The organism is Pseudomonas sp. FW507-12TSA (assembly GCF_058781435.1).
In genome coordinates this window covers 47584-74070 of record NZ_JBYSWT010000014.1, presented here as the reverse complement: position 1 = coordinate 74070, position 26487 = coordinate 47584, and the positions used below count along the sequence as shown (strand labels likewise).

The following is a 26487-nucleotide window of genomic DNA, read 5'->3' as shown; positions in this document are numbered from 1 at the left end:
AGGCGGTATGCGTAACGTCGTGGTTTGTTGCTTGCAGCCGGTTGTTGCGAGCCGGAATCGGAACACTCGTCATGGATTTCGAGAAACTGATTGTTTGGCAGCGAAGCAAAGCTTTGGCGGTGGGGATTTATAAAGAGTTTGCGCAGTGCGGGGACTTTGGATTCAAGGACCAGATCACTCGCTCTGTTCTTTCGGTGCCTTCCAATATTGCCGAGGGCATGGAGCGTCGTAGCAATAGAGAGAAAGTCCATTTTCTCTGGATTGCGAAAGCTTCTTGCGGCGAACTCCGGACTCAAATCCTTATCGCTCGTGAAATTGCCTACATCGCGAACCCGCTGGCTGAGAATTGGATTAAAGAAACCCGCGAGCTATCGAAGATGCTCAGCGGCTTGATCAAAAAAATTTCTGACTAGCTGTACGCCGACAAGCTTGCCGCTTGAAGCTTACAGCTTGGAGCTTGACGCTATGAGCCACCAATCCGATCTGATCAGCGAGGACATCCTCGCCTACCTGGGCCAGCACGAACGCAAGGAACTGCTGCGCTTCCTTACCTGCGGCAACGTGGATGACGGCAAGAGCACCCTGATCGGGCGCCTGCTGCACGACTCGAAGATGATCTACGAAGATCACCTGGAAGCCATCACCCGTGACTCGAAGAAGGTCGGCACCACCGGTGACGACATCGACCTGGCCTTGCTGGTGGATGGCCTGCAGGCCGAGCGCGAGCAGGGCATCACCATCGACGTGGCCTACCGTTACTTCTCCACCGCCAAGCGCAAGTTCATCATCGCCGACACCCCGGGCCATGAGCAGTACACCCGCAACATGGCCACCGGCGCCTCCACCTGCGACCTGGCGATCATCCTCGTGGACGCCCGCTACGGTGTGCAGACCCAGACTCGCCGGCACAGCTACATCGCCTCCCTGCTGGGGATCAAGCACATCGTCGTGGCCATCAACAAGATGGACCTCAAGGGGTTCGACCAGGACGTGTTCGAGTCGATCAAGGCCGACTACCTGCAGTTCGCCAAGGGCCTGAAGATCCAGCCCACCAGCCTGCACTTCGTGCCGATGTCGGCGCTCAAGGGCGACAACGTAGTGAACCGCAGCGAGCGTTCGCCGTGGTACACCGGCCAGTCGCTGATGGAAATCCTCGAGACCGTGGAGGTTTCCGGCGATCGCAACTTCACCGACCTGCGTTTCCCGGTGCAGTACGTCAACCGTCCGAACCTGAACTTCCGCGGTTTCGCCGGCATCCTGGCCAGCGGCATCGTGCACAAGGGCGACGAAGTGGTGGTGCTGCCTTCGGGCAAGAGCAGCCGGGTCAAGTCCATCGTCACCTTCGAAGGCGAACTGGAGCAGGCCGGTCCCGGCCAGGCCGTGACCCTGACCATGGAGGACGAGATCGACATCTCCCGGGGCGACCTGTTGGTGCATGCCGACAACGTGCCGCCGGTGACCGAGAACTTCGAAGCCATGCTGGTATGGATGGCCGAGGAGCCGATGCTGCCGGGCAAGAAATACGACATCAAGCGCGCCACCAGCTATGTGCCGGGTTCGATCGCCAGCATCGTTCACAAGGTCGATGTGAACACCCTGGAAGAGGGTGCTGCCAGCGCCCTGCAACTGAACGAGATCGGTAAGGTCAAGGTCAGCCTCGACGCGCCGATCGCCCTGGATGGTTATGAAAGCAACCGCACCACGGGCGCGTTCATCGTCATCGATCGCCTGACCAACGGCACCGTTGGCGCCGGCATGATCATCGCCCAGCCTGTGGCCCACGGCAGCGCCTCCCAGCATGGCAAGCTGGCCCATGTCGCCACCGAGGAGCGTGCCCAGCGCTTCGGCCAGCAGCCGGCCACCGTGCTGTTCAGCGGCCTGTCGGGCGCAGGCAAGAGCACCCTGGCCTATGCCGTGGAGCGCAAGCTGTTCGACATGGGGCGGGCGGTGTTCGTCCTCGACGGCCAGAACCTGCGTCACGACCTGAACAAGGGCCTGCCCCAGGATCGCGCCGGGCGTACCGAAAACTGGCGGCGTGCGGCTCACGTTGCCCGTCAGTTCAACGAGGCGGGCTTGTTGACCCTGGCGGCGTTCGTGGCGCCCAGTGCCGAAGGTCGCGAGCAGGTCAAGGGGCTGATCGGCAAGGAGCGTCTGCTGACGGTCTATGTCCAGGCTTCGCCAGCCGTATGCGCCCAGCGTGATCCCCAGGGCCTCTATGCCGCCGGTGGCGACAACATTCCGGGCGAGTCCTTCCCCTATGACGTGCCGCTGGATGCCGATCTGGTGATCGACACCCAGTCCGTGTCGCTGGAAGAGGGCGTCAAGCAAGTGCTGGATCTGCTGCGCAAGCGCGGCGCGATCTAAGGTAAGGGCAGCGGCGAGCTTCTAGCTTCAAGCTGCAAGAAAAAGCCCGCGGACAGGTGACTGTCTGCGGGCTTTTTTGTGTCTGTTCGAACGCGAAGCGACCCTTGCAGGCGCTTCATCGCTTGCCCGGATATTCCCGGTGCAGCTGCTCGAGCAGCGCGTCCTTGGTTTGCCAGCGCTGGTTGATCCAGTCCTGGAAGGCCTGCCGATAAACCGCGTCCTGTTCGTAGTTGCGCCCGATGAACTGCTGGGGAATCGACACTTCTTCGAAACGCACCACCACGTCCTTGAGCTTGCCGCTGAGCAAGTCCCAGAACCCCGGGCGGCCGGCCGGATAGTGGATGCTCACGTCGACGATCGATTGCAGCTGCTCGCCCATGGCATCCAGCACGAAGGCGATGCCGCCGGCCTTGGGCTTGAGCAGGTACTTGAATGGCGATCGCTGCTGGGCATGCTTGGCCTCGGTGAAGCGCGTGCCCTCGACGAAGTTGAAGATACCTACCGGATTGCTGCGGAATTTCGCGCAGGTCCTGCGGGTGGTTTCCAGGTCCTTGCCCTTTTTTTCCGGATGCTTTTCCAGGTAGGCCTTGGAGTAGCGCTTCATGAAGGGAAAGCCCAGGGCCCACCAGGCCAGGCCGATCACCGGCACCCAGATCAGTTCCTGCTTGAGGAAGAACTTCAACGGGCGGATACGCCGGTTGAGCACGTACTGCAGCACCAGGATATCGACCCAGCTCTGGTGGTTGCTGGTGACCAGGTAGGAGTGCTGGTAATCCAGGCCTTCAAGGCCCTGCACGTGCCAGCGGGTGCGGCAGACCAGCTGCATCCAGGCCTTGTTGTTGCTGATCCAGGCCTCGTGGGTGTGGTTCATCAACCAGTGGCTGAAACGCTGGGTGAGGCGCAACGGCAAGGCCTTGAAGAGCGCCACGCAGAACAGGAACGAGCACAGCAAAATAGTGTTGAGCGCCAGCAGCAGCGAGGCGATGGTGCCGCGTACGGCACCCGGTAGAAAGTCCAGCATTCAGGCATCCATGGGTCGGTTGGCAGCTTGGATCGCCGTCAGGGCGATGGTGTAGACGATGTCGTCCACCTGGGCGCCGCGCGGCAGGTCGTTCACCGGCTTGCGCAGGCCTTGCAGCATCGGCCCCAGGCTCACGCAATCGGCGCTGCGTTGCACCGCCTTGTGGGTGGTGTTGCCGGTGTTCAGGTCGGGGAACACGAACACCGTGGCCTTGCCCGCGACCTGGCTGTTGGGGGCCAGTTGCCGGGCGACGTTCTCGTTGGCGGCGGCGTCGTACTGCAACGGGCCGTCGATCAACAGCGAGCGCTGGGCTTCATGGGCCAGCAGGGTGGCCTCGCGGACCTTCTCCACTTCTTCGCCGCTGGCCGAGTCGCCACTGGAGTAGCTGATCATCGCCACCCGTGGCGAGATGCCGAAGGCCGCTGCCGAATCGGCGCTCTGCAGGGCGATCTCCGCCAGTTCGCTGGCGCTGGGGTGGGGGTTCATCACACAGTCCCCGTAGACCAGCACCTGCTCGGGAAACAGCATGAAGAACACCGAGGACACCAGGGTGCAGCCCGGCGCGGTCTTGATCAATTGCAGGGCCGGGCGGATGGTGTTGGCGGTGGAGTGGACGAGCCCGGAAACCAGGCCGTCGACCTCGTCCAGGGCCAGCATCACGGTGCCGATCACCACTGGGTCTTCCAGTTGCTGCTCGGCCATCGGCGCGTTCAGGCTCTTGCTCTTGCGCAGGGCCACCATGGGCTCGACATATCGCTCGCGGATCAGGTCCGGATCGAGGATCTCCAGGCCCTCGGGCAGCTCGATGCCCTGGGCCCGAGCCACGGCGTGGACGTCGTCCGGCTTGGCCAGCAGCACGCAGCGGGCGATGCCGCGGGCCTGGCAGATGGCGGCGGCCTGCACGGTCAGGGGCTCGCTGCCCTCGGGCAGGACGATGCGCTTGTCGGCTTGCTGGGCGCGCTGGATCAACTGGTAGCGGAACACCGCCGGCGACAGGCGCATTTCCCGCGGGGTGCCACAGCGCTGGTGCAGCCAGTCGGCGTCCAGGTGACTGGCGACGAAGTCGGTGATGATTTCCGCACGCTCGCGGTCATCGATGGGGATTTCCTTGTTCAGGCCGTTGAGCTGGTTGGCGGTGTCGTAGGAGCCGGTGCTTACCGACAGCACCGGCAGGCCGGCATTCAGCGCTCCACGGCACAGGTCCATAATCTTCGGGTCGGGCAGGGTGCCGCTGGTCAGCAGCAGGCCGGCCAGCGGTACGCCGTTGATCGCCGCGAGACTCACGGCGAGGATGATGTCGTCACGGTCGCCCGGGGTCACCACCAGCACTCCGGGCTTGAGCAGCTCCACGGTGTTGCGCATGGTGCGCGCGCAAATGATGATCTTGGTCATGCGCCGGGTTTCGTAGTCCCCGGCGTTGAGTACCTGGGCGCCCATCAGGTCGGCCACGTCGCGGGTGCGCGGGGCATTGAGCTCCGGCTGGAACGGAATGCAGCCCAGCAGGCGGAAGTCGCCACTGCGCAACAGCGGCGAATGTTCCTTCAGGCGGGCGCTGAACGCCTCGATGCTTTCGTCGGTGCGCACCTTGTTGAGGATCACCCCCAGCACCTTCGGATCCCGTGGGCCACCGAACAACTGCGCCTGCAGCTCGACCCGCCCGGACAGTTCGGTGAGCACTTCGTTTTCCGGGGCCGAGACCAGGATCACCTCGGCATCCAGGCTCTTGGCCAGGTGCAGGTTGACCCGGGCCGCGTAGCTGGCGGCACGGGTCGGCACCATGCCCTCCACGACCAGTACATCCTTGCCGATGGCCGCCTGCTGGTAGAGGGTGATGATTTCTTCCAGCAGCTCGTCCAGCTGGCCATCGCCCAGCATCCGCTCTACATGGGCCAGGCCCAGGGGTTGCGGCGGTTTCAGGCCGTGGGTGCGGGCCACCAGCTCGGTGGAGCGTTCGGGGCCGGTGTCGCCCGGGTGCGGTTGGGCGATGGGCTTGAAGAAACCGACCTTGAGGCCGGCGCGCTCCAGGGTGCGTACCAGCCCGAGGCTGATGGAGGTCAGGCCCACACCAAAATCGGTGGGTGCGATGAAGAAAGTTTGCATGCGAATTCTCGAAGGGTGCATGGCAAGGGCGACGGTCTATGGCCGTCTGCCGCGCTAGTCAGGGGCTAAGATTATCGTTTCCGGCGTCCTGCGCACACCAGCCACAGGCAAAGGGCCGGCCTATTTTTTCTGCCCGCCGCGCCGGGTCCAGGACCCAGGCGCGTGACTGCCATGGTGGCTGGTGGCGCAGGTGCTGGGTGTGGCCGCACGACAGTTCGACCACCCAGTGGCCGTCCTCGTCCTGGTGGAAACCGCAGATTGTCGGGGGCTGCTGCATATTCCGTTTGTCCGGGTTCCGTTCGCTTTCGCGCGATTGCTTCGCTAAACTTGGACGTTCTTCATTCTTATGCAAAAGGTCTCGCCCCATGCTGATCGCCGCCAATAAGGCTGTCTCCATCGACTATACCCTCACCAACGACGCTGGTGAGGTCATCGACAGCTCTGCCGGCGGCGCCCCGCTGGTCTACCTGCACGGCGCAGGTAACATCATCCCGGGCCTGGAAAAGGCCCTGGAAGGCAAGCAGGTCGGTGACGAGCTGAAGGTTGCCGTGGAACCTGAAGACGCCTACGGCGAATACGCTGCCGAACTGGTCAGCACCCTGAGCCGCAGCATGTTCGAAGGCGTCGACGAGCTGGAAGTGGGCATGCAGTTCCACGCTTCCGCTCCGGATGGCCAGATGCAGATCGTCACCATCCGTGACCTGGACGGCGACGACGTGACCGTCGACGGCAACCACCCACTGGCTGGCCAGCGCCTGAACTTCCAGGTCAAGGTCGTTGCCATCCGTGATGCCAGCCAGGAAGAAGTCGCCCATGGCCACGTCCATGGCGAAGGCGGTCATCACCACTGAGTTTCTGCGCTAAGCTCAGGATTACTCGAAAGGCGCCCGCGGGCGCCTTTTTAGTCTGCGGCTTTTGGCTGTACTGTCGAGAGGCTGTCTTCTGCAAGAACACGGGAATTTGGAGTTCGTCATGAGTGCTTTTCACGACCTTAAACTGAAAGCCCTGGATGGTCAGGAACTGCCGCTCGCGCCCTTCAAGGGGCAAGTCGTGCTGGTGGTCAACGTCGCTTCCAAATGTGGCCTGACGCCACAATATGCGGCTCTGGAGAACCTCTACCAGCAATACAAGGCCCAGGGTTTCAACGTGCTGGGCCTGCCCTGCAACCAGTTCGCCGGGCAGGAGCCCGGGACCGAGCAACAGATCCAGGAATTCTGCAGCCTCAACTATGGGGTGACTTTCCCCCTGAGCAGCAAGCTGGAGGTCAACGGCCCGGAGCGGCACCAGTTGTACCGCCTGCTGGCAGGCGAGGGTGCGGAGTTTCCCGGGGACATTACCTGGAACTTCGAGAAGTTCCTGGTGGGCAAGGATGGCCGGGTACTGGCGCGTTTCTCCCCGCGCACCGCCCCCGATGATCCCGCCGTGGTCCAGGCCATCGAGAAAGCCCTGAGCTGACTCCGCGCGCCGGGCGCTCGCCCGGCCTGCCGCGCTACCTGTCCGACGCCGCTGCATAGCGGCGTTTTTGCCTCCAGATCACTCAAATCAATAGTGCTGTGCAGTGCCTTGAGGGGCGAATATTATCCTCATCATAAGTGCGCCGGGAGCCATACCCGGCGCGGCCTTGTGCGTCGATCCTCGACTCCAGTCCTTTTCTGTCGGAGTGCAGCATGCCTGTCCAAGCCTTGTTCAAACCCTTCCAGCTGGGTGCGTTGGAATTGCCGACCCGCGTGGTGATGGCGCCGATGACCCGCTCGTTCTCGCCGGGCGGCGTGCCCAACTCCAAGGTCATCGAGTACTACCGCCGGCGTGCCGCGGCAGGGGTCGGCCTGATCATCACCGAAGGCACCACCATCGGGCACCAGGCATCCAACGGCTACCCCAATGTGCCGCAGTTCCACGGCGAGGCGGCACTGGCCGGCTGGAAGAAGGTGGTGGACGCGGTCCACGCCGAGGGCGGCAAGATCGTCCCGCAGCTGTGGCATGTGGGCAACGTGCGGCGCCTGGGCACCGAGCCGGATGCCAGCGTGCCGGGCTACGGTCCGTGCGAGAAGCTCAAGGACGGCCAGGTGGTGGTGCATGGCATGACCCACCAGGATATCCAGGAGGTGATCGCTGCATTCGCCCAGGCCGCCAAGGATGCCCAGGGCATCGGCATGGACGGCGTGGAGATCCATGGTGCCCATGGTTACCTGGTGGACCAGTTCTTCTGGGAAGGCAGCAACCAGCGCACCGACGAGTATGGTGGCGACCTGGCCCAGCGCTCGCGTTTTGCCATCGAGCTGATCCAGGCCGTGCGTGCTGCCGTCGGCCCGGACTTCCCGATCATCCTGCGCTTTTCCCAGTGGAAGCAGCAGGACTACGCGGCCCGCCTGGTAGAGACCCCAGAGGCCCTGGAAGCCTTCCTCAAGCCGCTGGTGGATGCCGGCGTGGATATCTTCCACTGTTCCACCCGGCGCTTCTGGGAACCGGAGTTCGAAGGTTCCGAGCTGAACCTGGCCGGCTGGACCCGCAAGCTCACCGGCAAGCCCACCATCACCGTGGGCAGCGTTGGCCTGGATGGCGAGTTCCTGCAGTTCATGGTCAAGACCGACAAGGTGGCGCAACCGGCCAGCCTGGAGAACCTGCTGCAACGCCTGGATAACGACGAGTTCGACCTGGTGGCCGTAGGCCGCGCACTGCTGGTGGATCCGGACTGGGCGCAGAAGGTCCGGGACGGGCGTGACCAGGAAATCCTGCCGTTCAGCCGTGATGCGCTGACAACCCTGGTCTAACCACCGGCTCCGGGTGGCGAGGGGGGCAAGCCCCTGGCCACGCCGAGCGTCTCGCCGTCGTCCTCTACCAGGCCGGTCGCCCCGGCCACGGCCTGGAGGGCCGCCGTTGGCTCCTCTTGGCAGGCGCTGCGCAATTGCTCCTCGAACTGTTCGATCACCGTTGCCCAGCCTTGGCGGCTGGCGTGTTGGCGGGCGTTGAGGCGTACCCGGCGCAGGGTCTCGGTTTCTTCCAGCAGCCAGCTGGCGGCATCGCAGAAGGCATTCTCGTCACCCGGCATCGCCAGCACGCCGTTGTAGCCGTGACGGATGTGCTGCGCCGCCGCAGCCTGATCGTAGGCCACTACCGCCAGGCCTGAAGCCAGGGCCTCGAGCACCACGTTGCCGAAGGTCTCGGTAAGGCTGGGAAACAGGAACACGTCACCGCAGGCGTAATGGGCCGCCAGGGCTTCGCCGCGCTGGCTACCGCAGAACAGCGCTTGGGGCAGGCTGCGCTCCAGGCTGGCCCGTTGCGGGCCATCGCCCACCACGATCAATTTCATCTTGCGCTGCGCGTAGGTCGCTTGCAGTTGTTCGAAGCAGCGCTTGAGCAGGCCCAGGTTCTTTTCCGGCGCCAGGCGCCCGACATGGATCACCGCCAGGTCATCCGGCTCCAGGCCCCAGCTGGCGCGCAGCTCATTGACCCGTTTGGCCGGGTGGAACAACTGGCTGTCGACGCCCCGGGACAACAGGGACAGGCGTTCGAAGTGGCGCCGCTCCAGCTCCAGGCGCTGGCTGGCGCTGGGGACCAGGGTCAGTTTCGAGCGGTTGTGGAACCAGCGCAGGTAGTGGGTCAGCAAGCGCGTCAGCAAGCCCAGGCCGTACTGGCTGGAGTACTGCTGGAAATTGGTGTGGAAGCCGCTGACCACCGAGATCCCCAGGCGCTTGGCCGCCCGTAGTGCGGATAGGCCAAGGGGCCCTTCGGTGGCGATGTACAGCACATCCGGGCGCTGGCGTTTCCAGCGGCGCAGCAGCTTGTGCATCGACGACTGGCCCCACTGCAACCCCGGATACCCCGGCAACGGCCAGCCCCGGCACAGCAGCAGGGCCTCGTCGCTGCGCCGGCTCTGGTCGCAACCCTGGCGCGGGCGCACCAGTTCCACCTGATGCCCACGGGCCCGCAGGCCATCGCACAGGCGGCCAAGGGTATTGGCCACACCGTTGATTTCCGGCGGGTAGGTCTCGGTGATGAGAGTGATATGCAGGGCTGTGCTCATGGCCCCAGTGTCGGCTGGGGCCATGTCGTCATTGTGACCTTGGGATGATGGATTTATGACTGCCCGGCATTGGGTTCGGGTGCAGTGCTTGCAGGTTGGCCCCCGTGCGATGTCGTGCAGGAGCCGGAACAGGGACGGACAGGTTCAGCGCTGTTGGCCCGGCAAGTTATCCACACCGCGCTCGCGGACCCAGAACAGCGTCGCCCCGGCCACGGCGGCGGGCATCATCAGGATGTTGACGAAGGGAATCATCAGCGCCAGGTAGACGATGCCGCCAAAGCCCAGGCTCTGCCAGCGCTTGGCCCGCAGCCAGGCGAGCATGTCCTGCCAGCTCATCTTGTGGTTGTCCGCCGGGTAGTCGATGTACTGGATGGCCATCATCCAGATGCCGAACAACAGCCACAGCGGCGCGGCCACCAGGTTGACCACCGGGATCAGCGAGAGGATGAACAAGCCGATGGCCCGGGGCAGGAAGTAGCCCAGCTTGCGCATCTCCCGGGACAGGGTGCGGGGGATCATCGCCAGCAGTTCGCCCCAGCTGAAGGGGGGGAAATCATCGGTGCCGCGGACCACGGTCTCGACCTTTTCCGCGAGGAAGCCGTTGAACGGGGCGGCGATGATATTGGCCAGCATGGTGAAGCTGAAGAACACCATCAGCACTATCAGCACCACGAACAGCGGCCACAGGATGTAGCTGAGAAAGCTCAGCCATTGCGGCAGCGTCGGCATCAGGGCGTCGACCCAGAGGCTGAATTGATGACCGGCGAAATAGATCAATCCGACGAACAGCACCAGGTTGACCAGCAGCGGCAAGAGCACGAACAGGCGCAGGCCGGGCGTGAGGATCAACTTGAGGCCCTCACGCAGGTATTGCGGGCCGGACAAGACAGGGGCGGGCATAGAAGGCTCCGAGCAGAAGGAAAACGCGCCGACCTTACCGGCTTTGCACAAGGGGCGAAAGTGCGGCGCATAGGGCGACATCAACGGTAACAAAGACCTCTTCATACGGGTCTTCAGAAGATAGAGACCGCCTATGAGCTGGATTGTTAAACCGTATTTCCTTAATCTTCGCCCCCTCTATACGCTGCACCCATTATTTTTTGGACGGACGAGTTTTAGCCTTCCCCAAGGTTTCGCCGTCCTTTTTTATTCCAGCCGGCAATCCGGCGTTCCGCGCCAGGGCAGCCGGGCCGGTCGATAGGAGTGAGTCATGTCTGATGTACGTCATTCGCGTGTGATTATTCTCGGTTCCGGCCCTGCCGGTTACAGCGCCGCGGTCTATGCCGCCCGCGCCAACCTGAAGCCACTGCTGATCACCGGCATGCAGGCCGGTGGCCAGCTGACCACCACCACCGAAGTCGACAACTGGCCGGGCGACGTGCACGGCCTGACCGGCCCGGCGCTGATGGAGCGGATGCGCGAGCACGCCGAGCGCTTCGAAACCGAAATCGTCTTCGACCACATCAATGCCGTGGACTTCGCCGCCAAGCCCTACACCCTGACCGGTGACAGCGGCACCTACACCTGCGACGCCCTGATCATCGCCACCGGCGCCAGCGCTCGCTACCTGGGCCTGCCATCGGAAGAAGCCTTCATGGGCAAGGGCGTTTCCGCCTGCGCCACCTGCGACGGTTTCTTCTACCGCAACAAGCCAGTGGCCGTGGTCGGTGGTGGCAACACCGCTGTCGAGGAAGCCCTGTACCTGGCCAACATCGCCAGCAAGGTCACCCTGATCCACCGTCGCGATACCTTCCGCGCCGAGAAGATCCTGATCGACAAGCTTCACGCCCGGGTTGCCGAAGGCAAGATCGAGCTCAAGCTCAACGCGACCCTGGACGAAGTGCTGGGCGACAACATGGGCGTGACCGGTGCCCGCCTGAAGAACAACGATGGCAGCTTCGACGAGCTGAAGGTCGACGGCGTGTTCATCGCCATCGGCCACACCCCGAACACCTCGCTGTTCGAAGGCCAGCTGGCGCTCAAGGACGGTTACCTGGTCGTGCAGGGCGGTCGTGAAGGCAATGCCACCGCCACCAGCGTCGAGGGCATCTTCGCCGCCGGCGACGTGGCTGACCACGTCTACCGCCAGGCCATCACCTCGGCCGGCGCCGGTTGCATGGCGGCCCTGGACACCGAGCGTTACCTGGACGGCCTGCAGAACGCTTCGTTCTGATCGTCCTGAAATGAAAAAACCGGCGCAAGCCGGTTTTTTTATGGGTGATGGTCTTGCCGGTGTGGATCAGCGGCGGGTCAGCGGCTGGGCGTTGAACTTCACTCCGGCCAGGCCATGGGCGATCAGGGCGCGGATGTTGCCGTGGTCGCTGCCTTCTGGGGTGGCCAGCACCGAGCGATAGTGCTCGCCGAATGCCAGCAACGCTTCGGCGTCGCTCAGGCCTTCCAGCAGGGCCAGGCCCAGGGTCTTGCACGAGCCTTCGTTCTGCCCGGCGGCGTTCTCCACGCCACCATTGCTGAACGCCTGGGGCTGGTAATCATAACCGGCGGCGATGAACGCCAGGGTGTCGGCAAAGGCGTGTTCGCCGCTGTTGAGGCTGGCGCGCAGGGTGTTCAGGTCAGTCATGGGGTTTTCCTTTGGCGAACGCCGCTTGCTGCTCGGCGCTGGCTTCTTTCTGATAGAGATTCTTCCACTCGGCGTAGGGCATGCCATACACCACTTCACGGGCGTCATCGAGGCTGACCTCGATCTGGCGCTGGTCGGCTTCGGCCTTGTACCACTTGGACAGGCAGTTGCGGCAGAACCCGGCAAGGTTCATCAGGTCGATGTTCTGCACGTCCTTGCGGTTGTCCAGATGGGCCACCAGGCGGCGAAAGGCCGCCGCTTCCAGTTCCAGGCGTTGTTGAGGGGACATAAGACTCTCTGCACATAGAGGGGTGGGAACAGCTGCAAGCTACAAGCTACGAGAGGCAAGTCAAAGCCGAACCGCTTTTACTTGCCGCTTGCCGCTAGCGACTTGCCGCCAACGTGATGGATACCGATTCGGCAAAGCGCAGGGCGTGGGGTTTGTCCACTTCGACCTCGGCGTACTGCACCGAGGCGTTGCTCATCACCAGGTCCAGCAGTTCCTGGGTCAGGCGCTCCAGCAGGGCGAAGCGGTTGCCCTCGACGTGGGCGATGATGGCCTTGGTAATGGTGCGATAGTTCAGCGCGTGATCGATGTCGTTGTCGCGCACCGCATCTTGGGCGGGATACAGGATGGTCAGGTTGATCAGGACATCCTGCTTGTTGAGGATTTCTTCCTCGTTGATTCCGATGTAGGTCCGCAGGAGCAGGTCCTTGACTCGGATACGAGCCATTCCTGGCTGAAGTTGTGGCATTTACTTGCTCCGTCCAATCAATTGCAGGAATTCCTGGCGAGTGGTGCTCGATTCGCGAAAGGCGCCGAGCATCACCGAGGTATGCATGGTGGAATTCTGTTTCTCGACACCGCGCATCATCATGCACATGTGCTTGGCTTCGACCACCACGGCGACGCCGGCTGCCTGGGTCACGCTCTGCACTGCGTCGGCGATCTGCCGGGTGAGATTTTCCTGGATCTGCAGGCGCCTGGCGAACATGTCGACGATGCGCGCGATCTTCGACAGCCCCAGCACCTTGCCCGTGGGAATATAAGCCACATGGGCCTTGCCGATGAAGGGCAGCAGGTGATGTTCGCACAGGGAGTACAACTCGATGTCGGCGACTATCACCATCTCGTCGTTGTCGGAGGCGAACAGCGCGCCGTTGACGATTTCCTCCAGCGACTGCTCGTAGCCATGACACAGGTACTGCATGGCCTTGGCGGCGCGCTTGGGCGTATCGAGCAGACCCTCGCGCTCGGGGTCTTCGCCGAGACCCTTGAGGATCTCGCGGTAGTGCTGGGGCAGGGAAAGGCTCATGCAAGGTCCTCGCGGGGCCGGTCTATTTGACGTGCCGCCCGCCGTTGACGGTCAGGGTGGTGCCGGTGACATAGGGATTGTCCAACAGGTAGCGCAGGCTCTGGTAGATCACTTGCGCGCCGGGCTCGATGCCCAGTGCGGATTTGGCCAGGGTCTTGGCGCGGTACGCCGCGTCGTCGTCGGGATTGAACAATAGCAGGGCCGGTGCGATGCCGTTGACCTTGATTGTCGGGGCGTACTTGGCGGCGAAAGACAGGGTCAGGCTGTCCAGGCCGGCCTTGCTGGCGCAGTAGGCGATGTGCTTGGCGCTGCCCTTGCGGGTCACGTCGTCGCTGATGTGGATGATGTCCGCCGGGCTGCAGGCCTGCAGCAATTGGGCGCAGTGCAGGTTGATCAGGTAGGGCGCCAGCATGTGCACGCCGAACATCCGGGCGAAGGCCTCGGTTTCCTGGCCCGGGCTTTCCTCGAGCCATTCCGAGGCGTTGTGGATGATCGCCCGCAGGCTGTCGGTGTGGGCCTTGAGCTCGTTGATCAGGGCCATGATCCCGGCCTCGCAGGACAGGTCGGCGAACAGCAGGGTCGCGCCCTGCTCACGCAGGGCCTCGAGCCCCGGGCGCTGGCTGCGGTAGGTGACGATCAGCCGATGCCCGTCTTCGAGCAGGCGCAACGCGCAGTGCAGGCCGACACGCTGGCTGGCGCCGGTGATCAGGATCGGTGCGGAGGAAGCGTTCATGGCGGGCTCGCGTCGGCGGGTAGGGCAGAACTATACCAGCGGGGGCGCCCGGGCGTGGGATGGATCGGCAGCAAGCCGGCACCGCTCCGTGGTGGGCGGTGACCGGCTTGGATGAGGCTCAGGAGTTTTGCGTCGAAGGCGCCACGGGCAGCCGGCGGGGCGGGGCGGCGTTGAGCCAGTTGGCCAGCAGCCGGGTGGACAGCGGGATGAAGAAGTAGACCATCAGTGGGGTCAGGGCCAAGGTGCTGACGAACACCCGGGGCAACATGCCCAGGTCGTTGAGCAGCGGGCCGAGGACGAAGTTGAACAGCAGCGAGACCGGGAAGAACGCCAGCCAGATCGCCACGGCCTGCTTCCAGCGCGGCGGACGCTGTCCGGCGGCGCCGAACCAGCCATCGATACCGCTGACCCGATGTTCCAGCGGATGGGCGAACAGGTCGCTGCCGCGGGCCAGCCAGGCGGTGCGCGAGGCGGAGTGTTCCCAGGTGTGCAGGGTCTGTTCGTCGACGAAGCGGAAGATGATCTGGAATTCATCGTCGCCGGGCGGAGGGGCCAGGACGCCGGAGCCCAGGTAGCCGGGAAAGTCGGTGGCCAGTTGCTCGCCTTCGCGCAGCCAGGCGATCAGGTCCTGGTAGCGACCATCGGCAACGCGCCGGGCCACCATCAGGGTGACGGGTGAGGTAGACATCATGTATCTCCGTAAAACCAATACGCTGCCTGGGTAAGGCAGTCGTTGACGGGGCACCGGGGTGTCGGGCCGCACCTTGGACAAGCAAGGATTATTCCTGATTGGCACGGATGTACCAATGACAGTGGTCGGATATTCCCGCCCTTGAAGCTTCGGCACCCTGGGAGAGTAGAATGACGGCCATCTTGTCCATCGGTGTTCTCTCCCCCAGATGCCCGCCACCACTGCACCTTCCGCCACCCACCAGGCTCCGGACGCCGTCGCGCAGGACGAGCTGTTCCCGATCCGCGAGGTTTCCCGCCTGACCGGCATCAATCCCGTGACCCTGCGGGCCTGGGAGCGACGCTACGGTCTGATCCAGCCGACGCGCACCGAAAGTGGGCACAGGTTGTATTCCATGCACGATGTTGAGGCGGTGCGCGAGATCCTCGGCTGGATCGAGCGCGGCGTGGCGGTGAGCAAGGTCGGGCGGATCATGGCCAAGAACCGCGCCGTCCAGGCCCAGCTCAAGGCTTCGGCGGACGATGGCCAGCAGGATGAATACGCCCAGTGGCGCGATCAGTTGAAGCTGGTGGTCAATACCTTCGATGAAGAGCAGTTGGAGCGGATCTACGGCCAGGTGTTCTCCAGCTATGCCCTGCCGGTGGTGTTCCAGGACATCTTCCTGCCGTTCTGGAAGCAGCTGCTGCAGCAGCGCGACACCTTCGGCCATACCAGCGAGTGGCTGTTCCTGGATGCCTTCCTGCGCTCGCGAATCAGCCAGCGCCTGTTGTTGCAGCGCACAGGCTCGCAGCCGCTATTGCTCACCGCATTCAACCAGCAATGCCGCGAGCTGGAGCTGCTGGTGGCGGCGCTGTTGCTGGGGCACGACCAGCTCGGCGTACAGGTGCTGGGGCCGGGAGTACCGCTGGAGGAATTGACCCTGGTCTGTGAAAAGCTCAAGCCCCAGGCCCTGGTGGTGTTCTCCAACCATGCGCCGACGGCCGAGCTGCCCAAGCGCCTCAAGCGCCTGGCGCTGACCCTGGACTGCCCGCTGATGCTGGCCGGGGATGCCGCGGACCTGGCCCAGGACAGCCTGGCGGAGTCGCCAGTGGCCTGCCTGGGTGGAGAGGGACGGTTGATGCAGCAGCGCCTGCGGCAATTCCTCGGCGGGCACCTGGATACCTGACACCGCACGCGGATGCCTCAGGCGTGCAGGGCGGGGTGGGAATGGCGGTGTTGCTGGAGAATGAACTGGCGCAGGCGCTCGGTTTCCTCGGCATCGTCCTGCTCCAGGCGATAGGCGTAGAAACCCGCCTCGGTCTCGCGCTGCAAGTGCCCGCGCAGGGCGATCCGCTCGTATCCCGAGGGGCTGAACCACTGGGCGAACTGCCTGGGCGGCCGGGTCCTGTTGCGGACTTCCAGCAGCACCCCCTTGAACGACACTTCCCGCACCCACAGGCGCCCGGGCTGGCCCTTGGCATTCTCCAGGGCCACCGGTTCTTCCAGGGCCAGGCGCCATGGCCGCACCATGGGGCCGTCCTCGAAGATGCTCGGTACGCCCAGGCGAAGGTGCAAGGCGTGGAATTCGTCTTCCACCAGGTGCAGCGGGAAGGTCATCTGCTGATTGTCGAAATGCGCCTGGATGGTGACCTTCTCGTTGGCCGCCAGGCGTGTCAGCAAGTCACGGATCTGCGAGCCGCCGTTGACCAGCAGGCTGGATGTGGTGTCGCGCACATTGAGGTGCGGGTTGTGCTGGATGCTCCGGATGAAGTCCAGTTCATCCTGAGTGAGAAGGGCGTCGCGCTGCATGATGTTGCTCGGAAGGTGGAAGACAAGTCAGCGGGGATACCCCTACGACCACTAAACCTGCGACTTATTAGGGCCGTTGGTCGCCTTGAGGGCGGCCAGTTCAGCCCGGGCCTGGGCCAGTTGCTGCTCCACCTGCGAGAGGCGCTGCTGGGCCTTGACCTGTTCGGTGACGTCCTTTTGCACCCCGATGAAATAGTGCAGCCGGTCGCTGTCGTTGAATACCGGGGTGATCGACAGCTCGTTCCAGAAGTGGCTGCCGTCCTTGCGATAGTTGCGCAGCACCTCGCGGCACGGCCGGCCCTCCTTCAGGGCCTGGCGGACCGCCTGCAAGGCTGGCTGGTCCCGATCGCCCGATTGCAGGAAACGGCAGTCCTGGTACAGCACTTCATCGGCGCTGTAGCCGGTCAGCCGCTCGAAGGCCGGGTTCACATAGATCAGTATGGTGTCCTCGCCTTCCTGCTCGGCGACCACAATCCCGTCGTTGGAGGCGTTGATCATCCGTTGCAGCAAGTGGGCGTTGATCATCCCGGAGTCCCGTCTTCGATCGGCAAGGGCTGGATTCTAAGGCATGCTGGCATTGTGTCTACAGCTGCTTTGCAGCCTGAGGACGAGCGAAGACGGGATTTTACTCCGTAGCTGTTAATATCCCAGGCTTTTAGTCAGCTTCAGGACCAGATTGATGAAAGTCGCCATCCTTTCCGGCACGGTGTACGGCACGGCTGAAGAAGTCGCCCGGCATGCCGCCAAACTCCTCGACGCCGCGGGCTTCCAGGCCTGGCACAACCCCCGTGCGACCCTGGCCGATGTCCAGGCGTTCGCGCCAGAGGCGTTCCTGGCCGTGACCTCGACCACCGGCATGGGCGAGTTGCCGGACAGCCTGCTGCCGCTGTATTCGAGCATTCGCGATCAACTGCCGGCCGCCTGGCGCGGTTTGCCCGGGGCGGTGATCGGCCTGGGTGACTCCAGCTATGGCGATACCTTTTGCGGTGGCGGCGAGCAGATGCGCGAGCTGTTCGCCGAACTGGGCGTACGCGAGGTGCTGCCGATGCTGCGCCTGGACGCCAGCGAGACCGTGACCCCGGAAACCGACGCCGAGCCCTGGCTGGCGGAGCTGGTCAGCGCACTGCGGGGCTGACTGGCTGTTCCCGTAGCAGCGCCAGCCAGGCCTGCGCGGCCTTGGACAGGTAGGCCCCTTCGCGCCAGATGAAGGCAATGTCCCAGCGCAGGTACTCCGGGGCCTTCAGGGTCAGGCGCACTACGCCCGGGCGTACCAGGGCCCGGGCCACCACGCTGGGCAGCAGCACCACGCCCTGGCCCGCCGCCACCAGCGCCGCGAGGAAGTCCGCCTGGCCGCTGCGCCCACCTTCCCTGGGAGTGAACCCCAGCTGCTGGCAGGCCTGGAGCAGGCGGTCGTTGAGCACGAAGCTGCGCTGGTAAAGCAGGAACGGGGTATCGGCCAGTTCCTCCAGGCGCACCTTGGCATTCATCGCCAGCGGATGATCGGCGGGCAGCAGGGCATCCAGCGGTTCATCGCAGAACGGCTGGTAGGCGAAGGCCGGATCCTTGGGAGTCAGGCTGCCGCCCAGTTCCAGCTCGCCGCTGCGCACCGCCTGCTCGACGTTCAAGCTGCCGCCCTCGAGCAAATGCACCTGGATATTCGGATAGCGCCGCCGGTACTCGGCGAAGCGGCTGGCGAACAGCGTGTCGCTGCCCAGCATTGGCAGGCCCAGGCGCAGCTCGCCCCGGGTCATGTGGCTCAAGTCGTCCAGTTCGCTGAGCAGCTCGTTGCGCAGGCGCAGCATGCCCTCGGCCCGTTGCAGCACCACGTTGCCAGCGGCGGTCAGGTGGATGTGCGAACCCTGGCGCTCCAGCAACGGCGTGCCCAGGCTCTGTTCCAGCTGGGCGACCTGCTTGCTCACCGCCGACTGGCTGATATGCAGGGTCTTGGCGGCCTGGGTGAAGCCGCCCTGGTGGATCACTTCGACGAAGCTGCGCAGTTGCTTGAAATCCATGGTGGTAATTCCAGTTTGGAATGGCTTCCAGTCTAACAATTCGCTTCGGTGATGAAGGGGCTTTTCATAAAATAGGACCCCGAGAGGACCGAACCACCATGAACATTCCCACCTTGAAACGCTTAGGCCGCCTGCTTTGCGAGCTGGCGGTGCTGCTGGCCATCTATTTTCTCGGCTGCCAACTGGCTACCTGGCTGCCCTGGCCGATTCCCGGCGGTGTCATCGGCCTGGCCATGTTGTTGCTGGCCTTCGCCCTGGGCTGGGTCAAGCCGGCAGCCCTGCAACTGGGCGCTGGCCTCTTGATGGCCGAGATGCTGCTGTTCTTCATCCCGGCACTGATGAGCCTGCTGGACTACGGCGGCCTGCTGCGCCAGGACGGCTGGCGGATCCTGCTGGTGATCGGCGTCAGCACCCTGCTGGTGATGCTGGTGACCGCGCTGACCGTGGAACTGGTGTGCCGCTGGAGGATGCGCCATGAAGCTTGAGGCGATGCCGATGTTCTGGCTGGCACTGACCCTCGGCGCCTATCTGTTCAGCCGCTGGATCTACCGGCGCACCGGGCGCTACCTGTTGTCGCCGCTGATCCTGGTGCCGGCGCTGCTGCTGGCGGTCGCGGTGCCGTTGCACACCGCCTACGCCGAATATGCCGCCAATACCCACTGGCTGATGCTTGTGCTGGGCCCGGTGACCGTGGCCTTCGCCATTCCCATCTGGCAGCAGCGCCAGTTGCTGATGCGCCATTGGTCGGCACTGCTACTGGGCATGCTGGCCGGTAGCGCGGCCTCCATCGGCAGCTCCTTCGGCCTGGCCCGGCTCTTGGCCCTGGACAGCTCGGTGACCCTGTCGCTGGTGCCACGCTCGATCACCACTCCGTTCGCCATGCCCCTGGCCCACGACCTTGGGGGCGTGCCCGAGCTGACGGCGGTATTCGTGATGTTCACCGGCGTTTTCGGTGCCATGCTCGGCGGCGTGCTATTGCGTTGGCTGCCCCTGCGCAGCGCCCTGGCCCGGGGTGCGCTGTTCGGGGTCGGCGCCCATGGCGCCGGGGTCAGCCGGGCCCACGAAGTCGGCGGCGAGGAAGGCTCGGTAGCGGGGCTGGTGATGGTGCTCACCGGGCTGTTGAACTTGTTCGCCGCGCCTTTGCTGGCGTCGTTGCTTTGACGTGAAGGCCCGGCGGCGCGGCTCGGCCGCCGGCTGACCCGCTCGGCCATCAAGCTGGCTGCCAAGGCGACTCCGTGGTGCGCCAGGGGTGTCTAGACTCCGAGGGTCCTCCTTCCAATAAAAGCCAACATGAGGTCCCAGCCGTGAGCCTAGCCCCCGTTCAATCCACTGCGAGTGTCAAGGACCAGGTCAGCGCCCAGGAGTGGCAAACCCGCCTGGACCTGGCCGCCTGTTATCGCCTGGTGGCGATGCATGGCTGGGATGACCTGATCTTCACCCACATCTCGGCCAAGGTGCCGGGCACCGACGAGTTCCTGATCAACCCGTTCGGCATGATGTTCCATGAGATCACCGCGTCCAGCCTGGTGAAGGTCGACCAGGCCGGCAACAAGCTGATGGACAGCCCCTACGAGATCAACCCGGCGGGCTACACCATCCACAGCGCGGTCCATGCGGTGCGCCACGATGTGCTTTGCGTGTTGCATACCCACACCGCGGCGGGCGTGGCGGTGTCGGCGCAGCAGCAGGGCGTGTTGCCCATCAGCCAGCAGTCGCTGTTCGTCCTTGCCAGCCTCGGCTACCACCCCTACGAGGGCGTGGCCCTGAACCCCGAGGAGAAGGCCCGGCTGCAGGCCGACCTGGGCGACAACAATTTCCTGATGTTGCACAACCACGGCCTGCTGACCTGTGGTGCGAGCATCGCCGACACTTTCCTGATGATGTTCATCTTCCAGCGTGCCTGTGAAATCCAGGTGCTGGCGCAGAACGGCGGTGCCGAGCTGATCGCCATTCCCGCGCCGGTGCTCAGTGGAGCCAAGGCGATGATCGCCGGGGTCACCCGCAGCGCCCAGGGCATGGGCGGGGTGTTGGCCTGGCCGGCCCTGCTGCGCAAGCTCGAGCAACTCGACCCGGGGTACAAAGCCTGATGCCTCTCGCCGAGATTCCCCTGAGTGTCTGGCGCACCCATGGGCAGGACTTGCAGTTTCGCGGCCAGGCCGTTCGCTACTGGGTGGCCGGGCAGGGCGAGCCGCTGTTGCTGATCCATGGCTTTCCCACCGCCAGCTGGGACTGGCACTACCTATGGCAACCCCTGGCGCGGCGCTACCAGGTGATCGCCTGCGACATGCTCGGTTTCGGTGATTCGGCCAAGCCCCTGGATCACGACTACAGCCTGCTGGAACAGGCGGACCTGCAGCAGGCGCTGTTGGCGCACCTGGGGATCGCGGGGCCGCTGCACGTGCTGGCCCATGACTATGGCGACAGCGTCGCCCAGGAACTGCTGGCCCGGCATTACGAGGAGCGCATCGAGATCGCCAGTTGCGTGTTCCTCAATGGCGGCCTGTTCCCGGAAACCCATCGTCCGGTGCTGAGCCAGAAACTGCTGCTCAGCCCATTGGGCTGGATGCTCGGGCGCGTGTTCAGTCGCGAGGGCCTGGCCAGGAACCTGCAGCAGGTGTTCGGTCCGCAGAGCCAGCCCAGCGAAACGGTGCTGGACGACTTCTGGAGCCTGGTGCAGAGCAACCGGGGGCCGCGCATCCTGCACAAGTTGATCGGCTACATCCCGCAGCGGCGCCAGCAGCGCGAGCGCTGGGTCGCGGCCATGCAGCACGGCGAGGTGCCGCTGCGGGTGATCGATGGCGCCCAGGACCCGATCTCCGGGGCGCACATGGTCGAGCGCTATCGCCAACTGATCCCGCAGCCGGACACCGTGCTGCTGCCGGGCATCGGTCATTACCCGCAGATCGAGGCGCCGCGGGCGGTGCTCAAGCACTACCTGGCCTTTCGCGATGCACTACAGGCTCCGGTCAGCCGCGCCGTAGGCTCCTGAACCCTGCGGGGCGCAGCCTCGCTGCGGCCCCGGCTCGACTATCCCGCTGTCTTATCGCGCACCATTCAGCTGCGGCCCTGTTCGTTGTAGGCCCCGGCCGGCTGCCCGACACTCGGGTTCTTGTCCATTGGCCCTGCTGGAGTTCGGTATGAGTGAGTCTGTGCGCTTGGAAGACAAAGTGGTGATCATCACCGGGGCCGGTGGTGGCCTGGGGCGCGCCCACGCCTTGTTGTTCGCCCGCCACGGCGCCAAGGTGCTGGTCAATGACCTGGGTGGTTCGGCCCAGGGCGAGGGCGCCAGTGCCTCGGCGGCCGATCGGGTGGTCGCGCAGATCCGTGAGGCGGGCGGCATCGCCGAAGCCAACCACGACTCGGTGACCGACGGCGAGAAGATCGTGCAGAACGCCCTGGATGTCTTCGGCCGGGTCGACGTGGTGGTCAACAACGCCGGAATCCTGCGGGACAAGACCTTCCACAAGATGGACGACATCGACTGGGACCTGGTGTACCAGGTGCACGTCGAGGGGGCCTACAAGGTCACCCGCGCCGCCTGGCCGCACCTGCGCGAGCAGGCTTATGGGCGGGTGATCTTCACCGCCTCCACTTCGGGCATCTACGGCAACTTCGGCCAGTCCAACTACGGCATGGCCAAGCTGGGGCTATATGGCCTGACCCGGACCCTGGCGCTGGAAGGACGCAAGAGCAATATCCTGGTCAACGCCATTGCCCCCACCGGCGGTACGCGGATGACCGAGGGCCTGATCCCGCCCCAGGTGTTCGAGCAGCTCAAGCCGGAACTGGTCAGCCCGCTGGTGGTGTACCTGGGCAGCGAGCAGTGCCAGGAAACCTCCGGCTTGTTCGAGGTCGGTGGCGGCTGGATCGGCAAGGTGCGCTGGGAGCGCAGCCTGGGCGCCGGCTTCGATCCGCGCCAGGGTTTCTCGCCGGAGGATGTCGCGGCCCATTGGCGAGAGATCTGCGATTTCGACGGCGCGGTCCATCCCAAGGACAACCTCGAGGCCCTCAAGGAGATGATGCAGAACCTGCAAAAGTACGCGATCTGATTGCGTCCGGCCGCCGCTTCGAACGCTTTCTCCCGGGCCATGTCCGAGCCCTGGAGCGGCGGCCGCAACCACCCTTCACGGGCGTCCTGCCCGGTCATTTTCCCAGGCATAAAAAAGGCCGCTGCAAGAGCAGCGGCCGAAGTAAGACGTTAGATCAAGGAGCTACAAAATCAACGTCAGTGAACCTGGGTGGGCGGCTTGAATCGAGTCGCTTCAAGCCTGCCGGAATCGGTTGCCGAGAAGCCCTGCACAGCACTTGTCTCGGTGGTGGAGCCAGGCTGTTTGCCGTGACTGCGAAAGAAGAATAAGCCCTGGCCGACCCCGGAAAAATAGCGATTCAGGACAAGGACTATTACAGCCAGAGCAATAGTCGGCGCGAATGGCTGCACCGTATCGATGTTCCTGATGAGCCTCTATCCAGGCCATGGATGCACCCTTGGTTGGCCCGACCGGCAAGGGCACTCACTCTTTGGAACGACACGGCGAATACCTCCTTGGTGCGCTTATCGTCCCCGCTATCCCGGCAGTAGGGTGGGGCCTCCTGTCACTCACCGGGGAAGACGCATGACAAGAATAACAATGCGCGCCATCTTCAAACCGCAGGCCCTGGTCGCTGCGCTAGCGCTGGGTTGCAGCGTCCAGGCGCAGGCGGTGTCGTTCACCATCGGGGAAATCGAAGGGCAGTTCGATTCGTCGTTGTCCGTGGGCGCCAGCTGGGGAATGCGCAACGCCGACCGGGACTTCGTCGGCACCGCCAACGGCGGTACCGCGCAGTCATCCACCGGCGATGATGGCCGGCTGAACTTCAAGAAGGGCGAGACCTTCTCGAAGATCTTCAAGGGCCTGCACGACCTGGAGCTCAAGTACCGCGATAGTGGGTTGTTCGTGCGTGGCAAATACTGGTACGACTTCGAACTCAAGGACGAGGGGCGCGAGTTCAAGCCCATCAGCGACCACAATCGCAAGGAAGGCGCCAAGTCCTCGGGGGCGCAGATCCTCGATGCCTTCGTCTATCACAACTATTCCATCGCCGATCTGCCGGGCACCGTGCGGGCCGGCAAGCAGGTCGTCAGCTGGGGCGAAAGCACTTTCATCGGCAACTCCATCAACAGCATCAACCCGGTGGATGTCTCGGCCTTTCGCCGTCCCGGCGCCGAAATCAAGGAAGGCCTGGTGCCGGTGAACATGCTGTTCGCCTCCCAGGGCCTGACCAACCAGCTGACGCTGGAGGGCTTCTACCAGCTGGAGTGGGACCAGACCGTGGTGGACAACTGCGGCACGTTCTTCGGCAGCGACGTGGTGGCGGACGGCTGCACCACCGGCTACACCGTCGGTAACCCGGCGATCGCGCCCCTGCGCCCAGTGGCGGCGGCCTTTGGCCAAGGCTTCCAGGTGACCCGCGAAGGCGTGGTCCTGCCTCGGGGCGGTGACCGCGACGCGCGGGACTCCGGGCAGTGGGGCGCGGCCTTGCGCTGGCTCGGGGACGACACCGAGTATGGCCTGTACTTCATGAACTACCACTCGCGCAGTCCCGTGGTCAGTACCACCACGGCCAACATCAGTGCGGCGACCCTGGGCGCCATCGCTGGCGCCGCCAACGGCATCGCCCCTGGCTCCGGCAGCGGTCTGGTGCAGAGTGTGATGCTCGGTCGTGGCCAGTATTACCTGGAGTACCCCGAGGACATTCGCCTGTATGGCGCCAGCTTTTCCACCACCCTGCCCACCGGCACCGCCTGGACCGGCGAGATCAGCTACCGGCCCAACGCACCGGTGCAACTCAACACCAACGACCTGACCCTGGCCCTGCTCAACCCCATTACCGGGGGCGCGGCGTCGCCGATCAGAACGGCCCTGGGTGCCGACAACACCGGTTACCGGCGCAAGGAAATCACCCAGGTCCAGAGCACCATGACGCAATTTTTCGACCAGGTGCTGGGGGCGGACCGCCTGACCCTGGTGGGTGAGGCGGCGATCGTCCGGGTCGGTGGCCTGGAGGACAAGGGCAAGCTGCGCTACGGCCGCGACTCGGCTTATGGCCAATACGGTTATGGCGGGGACACCGCAGGCTTCGTCACGGCCACTTCCTGGGGCTATCGCGCCCGGGCCATTCTCGACTACAGCAACGTGCTCGCCGGGATCAACTTCAAGCCCAACCTGTCCTGGTCCCATGACGTCAACGGTTATGGTCCCAACGGCTTGTTCAACCAGGGAGCCAAGGCCCTGAGCGTTGGCGTCGATGCCGACTACCGCAACACCTACACCGCCAGCCTCAGCTACACCGACTTCTTTGGCGGACGCTACAACACCCTCACCGATCGCGATTTCCTCGCGTTGAGCTTCGGCGTGAATTTCTGAATCGGCCCAAGAAGGAGTACTGGAATGCGCAAGATGATCCTGCAATGCAGCGCCCTGGCACTGGGACTGTGGGCGGCTAACCTGATGGCCGCGGTCAGTCCGGACGAAGCCGCCAAGCTGGGCACCAGCCTGACCCCGGTGGGTGCGCAAAAGGCCGGTAACGCCGACGGTACTATCCCGGCCTGGACCGGGGGTATCGCGAAGAATGCCGGGGCGGTGGACAGCAAGGGCTTTCTCGCCGACCCGTTCGCCAATGAAAAACCGCTGTTCGTCATCACCGCAGCCACTGTTGACCAGTACAAGGACAAGCTGTCGGCCGGCCAGGTGGCTATGTTCAAGCGTTATCCGGACAGCTACCGGATACCGGTCTACCCCACCCACCGCAGCGTTGGCCTGCCACCCGAGATCTACGAGTCGGCCAAGCGCAGTGCGCTGGGCGTGACTACCACCAACGACGGCAACGGCCTGGCCAACTTCACCGGTAACCGCTACTACGCCTTCCCGCTTCCGAAGAACGGCATCGAAGTGCTGTGGAACCACCTGACCCGCTATCACGGTGGTAACCAGAAACGCATCGTCACCCAGGTCACCCCGCAGACCAATGGCAGCTACACCTCGATTCGCTTCGAGGAAGAAGTGGCTGCCCCGCAGCTGATCCCCGACCTGGACCCGGCCAAGGCTGCCAACGTGCAAAACTTCTTCAAGCAGTCGGTAACTGCTCCGGCACGCCTGGCGGGCAACGTGCTGCTGGTCCACGAGACCCTGGACCAGGTCAAGGAACCGCGCTCGGCCTGGATCTACAACGCCGGTCAGCGCCGGGTGCGACGAGCACCGCAAGTGGCCTATGACGGGCCGGGAACCGCTGCCGACGGCCTGCGTACCTCGGACAACTTCGACATGTTCTCCGGGGCTCCCGATCGCTACGACTGGAAGCTGGTAGGCAAGAAGGAGATGTACATCCCCTACAACAGCTACAAGCTGGATTCGCCGAGTCTCAAGTACGACGACATCGTCAAGGCCGGGCATATCAACCAGGACCTGACCCGCTATGAGTTGCACCGGGTCTGGGAAGTCGTGGGTACGGTCAAGCCGAACCAGCGCCATATCTATGCCACCCGGCATATGTACATCGACGAAGACAGCTGGCAGGTGGCCCTGGTGGACCACTACGACGGTCGCGGCCAGCTGTGGCGGGTTGCCGAAGGCCATGCGCAGTATTACTACGACCATCAGGTGCCGGCTTACACCCTGGAGGCCCTGTATGACCTGAACGCCGGCCGCTACCTGGCCTTGGGCATGAAGAACGAGGAAAAGCACAGCCTCGAGTTCGGCTTCCAGGCCAAGGCCGCCGACTACACTCCCGCGGCCCTGCGTGCTGCCGGGGTGCGCTAGGGCGCGCCTGGATCAGGGTTTGACGCAGCAGGATCGAAGGCGACCAGGCGGTCGCCTTTTTATA

29 protein-coding genes are annotated in these 26487 nt (G+C 64.1%); 15 read left to right on the top strand and 14 right to left on the bottom strand.

All coding sequences use genetic code 11. The annotated features are described in order from the left end of the window. The first annotated feature begins 71 nt into the window (after nucleotides 1–71). Both AC3WK8_RS15190 and cysN read left to right on the top strand, forming a co-directional pair. Entirely contained in the window at nucleotides 72–413 is a 342-nt protein-coding gene (locus AC3WK8_RS15190; protein ID WP_022642341.1) for a four helix bundle protein, read from the top strand. Nucleotides 414–465: 52 nt separating this feature from the next. Further along, a complete protein-coding gene (gene cysN, locus AC3WK8_RS15185; protein WP_103325007.1) occupies nucleotides 466–2364 on the top strand; it encodes a sulfate adenylyltransferase subunit CysN in 1899 nt (632 codons plus the stop codon). 115 nt (nucleotides 2365–2479) lie between these two features. Here the strand turns inward: cysN and yihG are convergent, their stop codons facing one another. From yihG to AC3WK8_RS15170, 3 genes are read right to left on the bottom strand one after another with little or no spacing between them, the layout of a single operon-like run. After that, entirely contained in the window at nucleotides 2480–3385 is a 906-nt protein-coding gene (yihG, locus tag AC3WK8_RS15180) for a 1-acylglycerol-3-phosphate O-acyltransferase, YihG family (RefSeq protein ID WP_103325006.1), read from the bottom strand. Continuing rightward, nucleotides 3386–5485 (bottom strand): phosphate acetyltransferase, encoded by a 2100-nt coding sequence (gene pta / locus AC3WK8_RS15175; protein ID WP_022642344.1) that lies wholly within the window; start codon nucleotides 5483–5485, stop codon nucleotides 3386–3388. It abuts the gene before it with no gap. A gap of 58 nt (nucleotides 5486–5543) precedes the next feature. Further along, complete coding sequence (locus AC3WK8_RS15170) at nucleotides 5544–5882, bottom strand: DUF3565 domain-containing protein (RefSeq protein ID WP_083456939.1); 339 nt, start codon at nucleotides 5880–5882, stop codon at nucleotides 5544–5546. On the opposite strand from AC3WK8_RS15170, the gene AC3WK8_RS15165 reads away from it, so the two are divergent. From AC3WK8_RS15165 to AC3WK8_RS15155, 3 genes are all read left to right on the top strand, one after another. Then, nucleotides 5851–6336, top strand: coding sequence for an FKBP-type peptidyl-prolyl cis-trans isomerase (locus AC3WK8_RS15165; RefSeq protein ID WP_022642345.1), 486 nt, complete (start codon nucleotides 5851–5853; stop codon nucleotides 6334–6336). The two genes, AC3WK8_RS15170 and AC3WK8_RS15165, sit on opposite strands and share 32 nt — an antisense overlap. A 121-nt stretch (nucleotides 6337–6457) precedes the next feature. Continuing rightward, nucleotides 6458–6940, top strand: coding sequence for a glutathione peroxidase (locus AC3WK8_RS15160; protein ID WP_053134161.1), 483 nt, complete (start codon nucleotides 6458–6460; stop codon nucleotides 6938–6940). A gap of 212 nt (nucleotides 6941–7152) precedes the next feature. After that, nucleotides 7153–8256 carry an NADH:flavin oxidoreductase gene (locus tag AC3WK8_RS15155; protein ID WP_085596296.1) on the top strand — a complete coding sequence of 368 codons (1104 nt, stop codon included), beginning with the start codon at nucleotides 7153–7155 and terminating at the stop codon, nucleotides 8254–8256. Here AC3WK8_RS15155 and AC3WK8_RS15150 read toward each other — a convergent pair. After that, nucleotides 8253–9533, bottom strand: coding sequence for a glycosyltransferase family 4 protein (locus AC3WK8_RS15150; protein ID WP_103325005.1), 1281 nt, complete (start codon nucleotides 9531–9533; stop codon nucleotides 8253–8255). The genes AC3WK8_RS15155 and AC3WK8_RS15150 overlap by 4 nt on opposite strands. Before the next feature lie 120 nt (nucleotides 9534–9653). Continuing rightward, entirely contained in the window at nucleotides 9654–10409 is a 756-nt protein-coding gene (gene cysZ / locus AC3WK8_RS15145) for a sulfate transporter CysZ (protein ID WP_103325004.1), read from the bottom strand. 310 nt (nucleotides 10410–10719) lie between these two features. Between cysZ and trxB the strand changes: the two genes are divergently transcribed. Then, on the top strand, nucleotides 10720–11682 hold the full coding sequence (gene trxB / locus AC3WK8_RS15140) for a thioredoxin-disulfide reductase (RefSeq protein WP_053134173.1): 963 nt from the start codon (nucleotides 10720–10722) through the stop codon (nucleotides 11680–11682). Between the two features lie 66 nt (nucleotides 11683–11748). On the opposite strand, the gene AC3WK8_RS15135 is transcribed toward trxB, so the two are convergent. The 6 genes from AC3WK8_RS15135 to AC3WK8_RS15110 form a co-directional block, all read right to left on the bottom strand. Next, nucleotides 11749–12087, bottom strand: coding sequence for a HopJ type III effector protein (locus AC3WK8_RS15135; protein WP_085596293.1), 339 nt, complete (start codon nucleotides 12085–12087; stop codon nucleotides 11749–11751). Then, nucleotides 12080–12376 carry a DUF1244 domain-containing protein gene (locus AC3WK8_RS15130; protein ID WP_103325003.1) on the bottom strand — a complete coding sequence of 99 codons (297 nt, stop codon included), beginning with the start codon at nucleotides 12374–12376 and terminating at the stop codon, nucleotides 12080–12082. Before AC3WK8_RS15130 ends, AC3WK8_RS15135 begins: the two co-directional genes overlap by 8 nt. Before the next feature lie 94 nt (nucleotides 12377–12470). After that, nucleotides 12471–12842, bottom strand: coding sequence for a dihydroneopterin triphosphate 2'-epimerase (folX, locus tag AC3WK8_RS15125; RefSeq protein WP_085596291.1), 372 nt, complete (start codon nucleotides 12840–12842; stop codon nucleotides 12471–12473). After that, nucleotides 12843–13403, bottom strand: a complete 561-nt coding sequence (folE, locus tag AC3WK8_RS15120) for a GTP cyclohydrolase I FolE (protein WP_022642355.1) — start codon at nucleotides 13401–13403, stop codon at nucleotides 12843–12845. Nucleotides 13404–13425: 22 nt separating this feature from the next. Next, entirely contained in the window at nucleotides 13426–14136 is a 711-nt protein-coding gene (folM, locus tag AC3WK8_RS15115) for a dihydromonapterin reductase (protein ID WP_085596290.1), read from the bottom strand. Nucleotides 14137–14254: 118 nt separating this feature from the next. Then, nucleotides 14255–14824 carry a putative antibiotic biosynthesis monooxygenase gene (locus AC3WK8_RS15110; protein WP_085596289.1) on the bottom strand — a complete coding sequence of 190 codons (570 nt, stop codon included), beginning with the start codon at nucleotides 14822–14824 and terminating at the stop codon, nucleotides 14255–14257. Between the two features lie 211 nt (nucleotides 14825–15035). Between AC3WK8_RS15110 and AC3WK8_RS15105 the strand changes: the two genes are divergently transcribed. Next, nucleotides 15036–15992 carry a MerR family transcriptional regulator gene (locus AC3WK8_RS15105; RefSeq protein ID WP_085596288.1) on the top strand — a complete coding sequence of 319 codons (957 nt, stop codon included), beginning with the start codon at nucleotides 15036–15038 and terminating at the stop codon, nucleotides 15990–15992. A 17-nt stretch (nucleotides 15993–16009) separates the two neighbouring features. Here the strand turns inward: AC3WK8_RS15105 and AC3WK8_RS15100 are convergent, their stop codons facing one another. Next, a complete protein-coding gene (locus AC3WK8_RS15100) occupies nucleotides 16010–16615 on the bottom strand; it encodes a hypothetical protein (protein ID WP_085596287.1) in 606 nt (201 codons plus the stop codon). A gap of 51 nt (nucleotides 16616–16666) precedes the next feature. Next, complete coding sequence (locus tag AC3WK8_RS15095; protein WP_085596286.1) at nucleotides 16667–17140, bottom strand: PAS domain-containing protein; 474 nt, start codon at nucleotides 17138–17140, stop codon at nucleotides 16667–16669. A 154-nt stretch (nucleotides 17141–17294) separates the two neighbouring features. Between AC3WK8_RS15095 and AC3WK8_RS15090 the strand changes: the two genes are divergently transcribed. Next, nucleotides 17295–17750, top strand: a complete 456-nt coding sequence (locus AC3WK8_RS15090; RefSeq protein ID WP_053134183.1) for a flavodoxin — start codon at nucleotides 17295–17297, stop codon at nucleotides 17748–17750. Here AC3WK8_RS15090 and AC3WK8_RS15085 read toward each other — a convergent pair. After that, entirely contained in the window at nucleotides 17731–18627 is an 897-nt protein-coding gene (locus tag AC3WK8_RS15085) for a LysR family transcriptional regulator (protein ID WP_022642364.1), read from the bottom strand. The two genes, AC3WK8_RS15090 and AC3WK8_RS15085, sit on opposite strands and share 20 nt — an antisense overlap. Nucleotides 18628–18725: 98 nt before the next feature. Between AC3WK8_RS15085 and AC3WK8_RS15080 the strand changes: the two genes are divergently transcribed. From AC3WK8_RS15080 to AC3WK8_RS15050, 7 genes are all read left to right on the top strand, one after another. Further along, the gene (locus tag AC3WK8_RS15080) at nucleotides 18726–19112 is read left to right on the top strand and encodes a CidA/LrgA family protein (RefSeq protein ID WP_022642365.1); all 387 of its coding nucleotides are present in this window, start codon (nucleotides 18726–18728) and stop codon (nucleotides 19110–19112) included. Beyond that, nucleotides 19102–19788, top strand: coding sequence for an LrgB family protein (locus tag AC3WK8_RS15075; protein ID WP_053134186.1), 687 nt, complete (start codon nucleotides 19102–19104; stop codon nucleotides 19786–19788). Before AC3WK8_RS15080 ends, AC3WK8_RS15075 begins: the two co-directional genes overlap by 11 nt. 143 nt (nucleotides 19789–19931) lie before the next feature. Next, nucleotides 19932–20714 carry a class II aldolase/adducin family protein gene (locus AC3WK8_RS15070; protein WP_103325002.1) on the top strand — a complete coding sequence of 261 codons (783 nt, stop codon included), beginning with the start codon at nucleotides 19932–19934 and terminating at the stop codon, nucleotides 20712–20714. Then, entirely contained in the window at nucleotides 20714–21616 is a 903-nt protein-coding gene (locus AC3WK8_RS15065; RefSeq protein WP_022642368.1) for an alpha/beta fold hydrolase, read from the top strand. The genes AC3WK8_RS15070 and AC3WK8_RS15065 overlap by 1 nt, the downstream gene beginning before the upstream one ends. 148 nt (nucleotides 21617–21764) lie before the next feature. Next, the gene (locus AC3WK8_RS15060) at nucleotides 21765–22676 is read left to right on the top strand and encodes an SDR family oxidoreductase (RefSeq protein WP_103325001.1); all 912 of its coding nucleotides are present in this window, start codon (nucleotides 21765–21767) and stop codon (nucleotides 22674–22676) included. Nucleotides 22677–23240: 564 nt separating this feature from the next. Next, the gene (locus AC3WK8_RS15055; RefSeq protein WP_103325000.1) at nucleotides 23241–25031 is read left to right on the top strand and encodes a DUF1302 domain-containing protein; all 1791 of its coding nucleotides are present in this window, start codon (nucleotides 23241–23243) and stop codon (nucleotides 25029–25031) included. Between the two features lie 24 nt (nucleotides 25032–25055). Continuing rightward, nucleotides 25056–26423, top strand: a complete 1368-nt coding sequence (locus tag AC3WK8_RS15050; protein ID WP_085596282.1) for a DUF1329 domain-containing protein — start codon at nucleotides 25056–25058, stop codon at nucleotides 26421–26423. Nucleotides 26424–26487 lie beyond the last annotated feature (64 nt).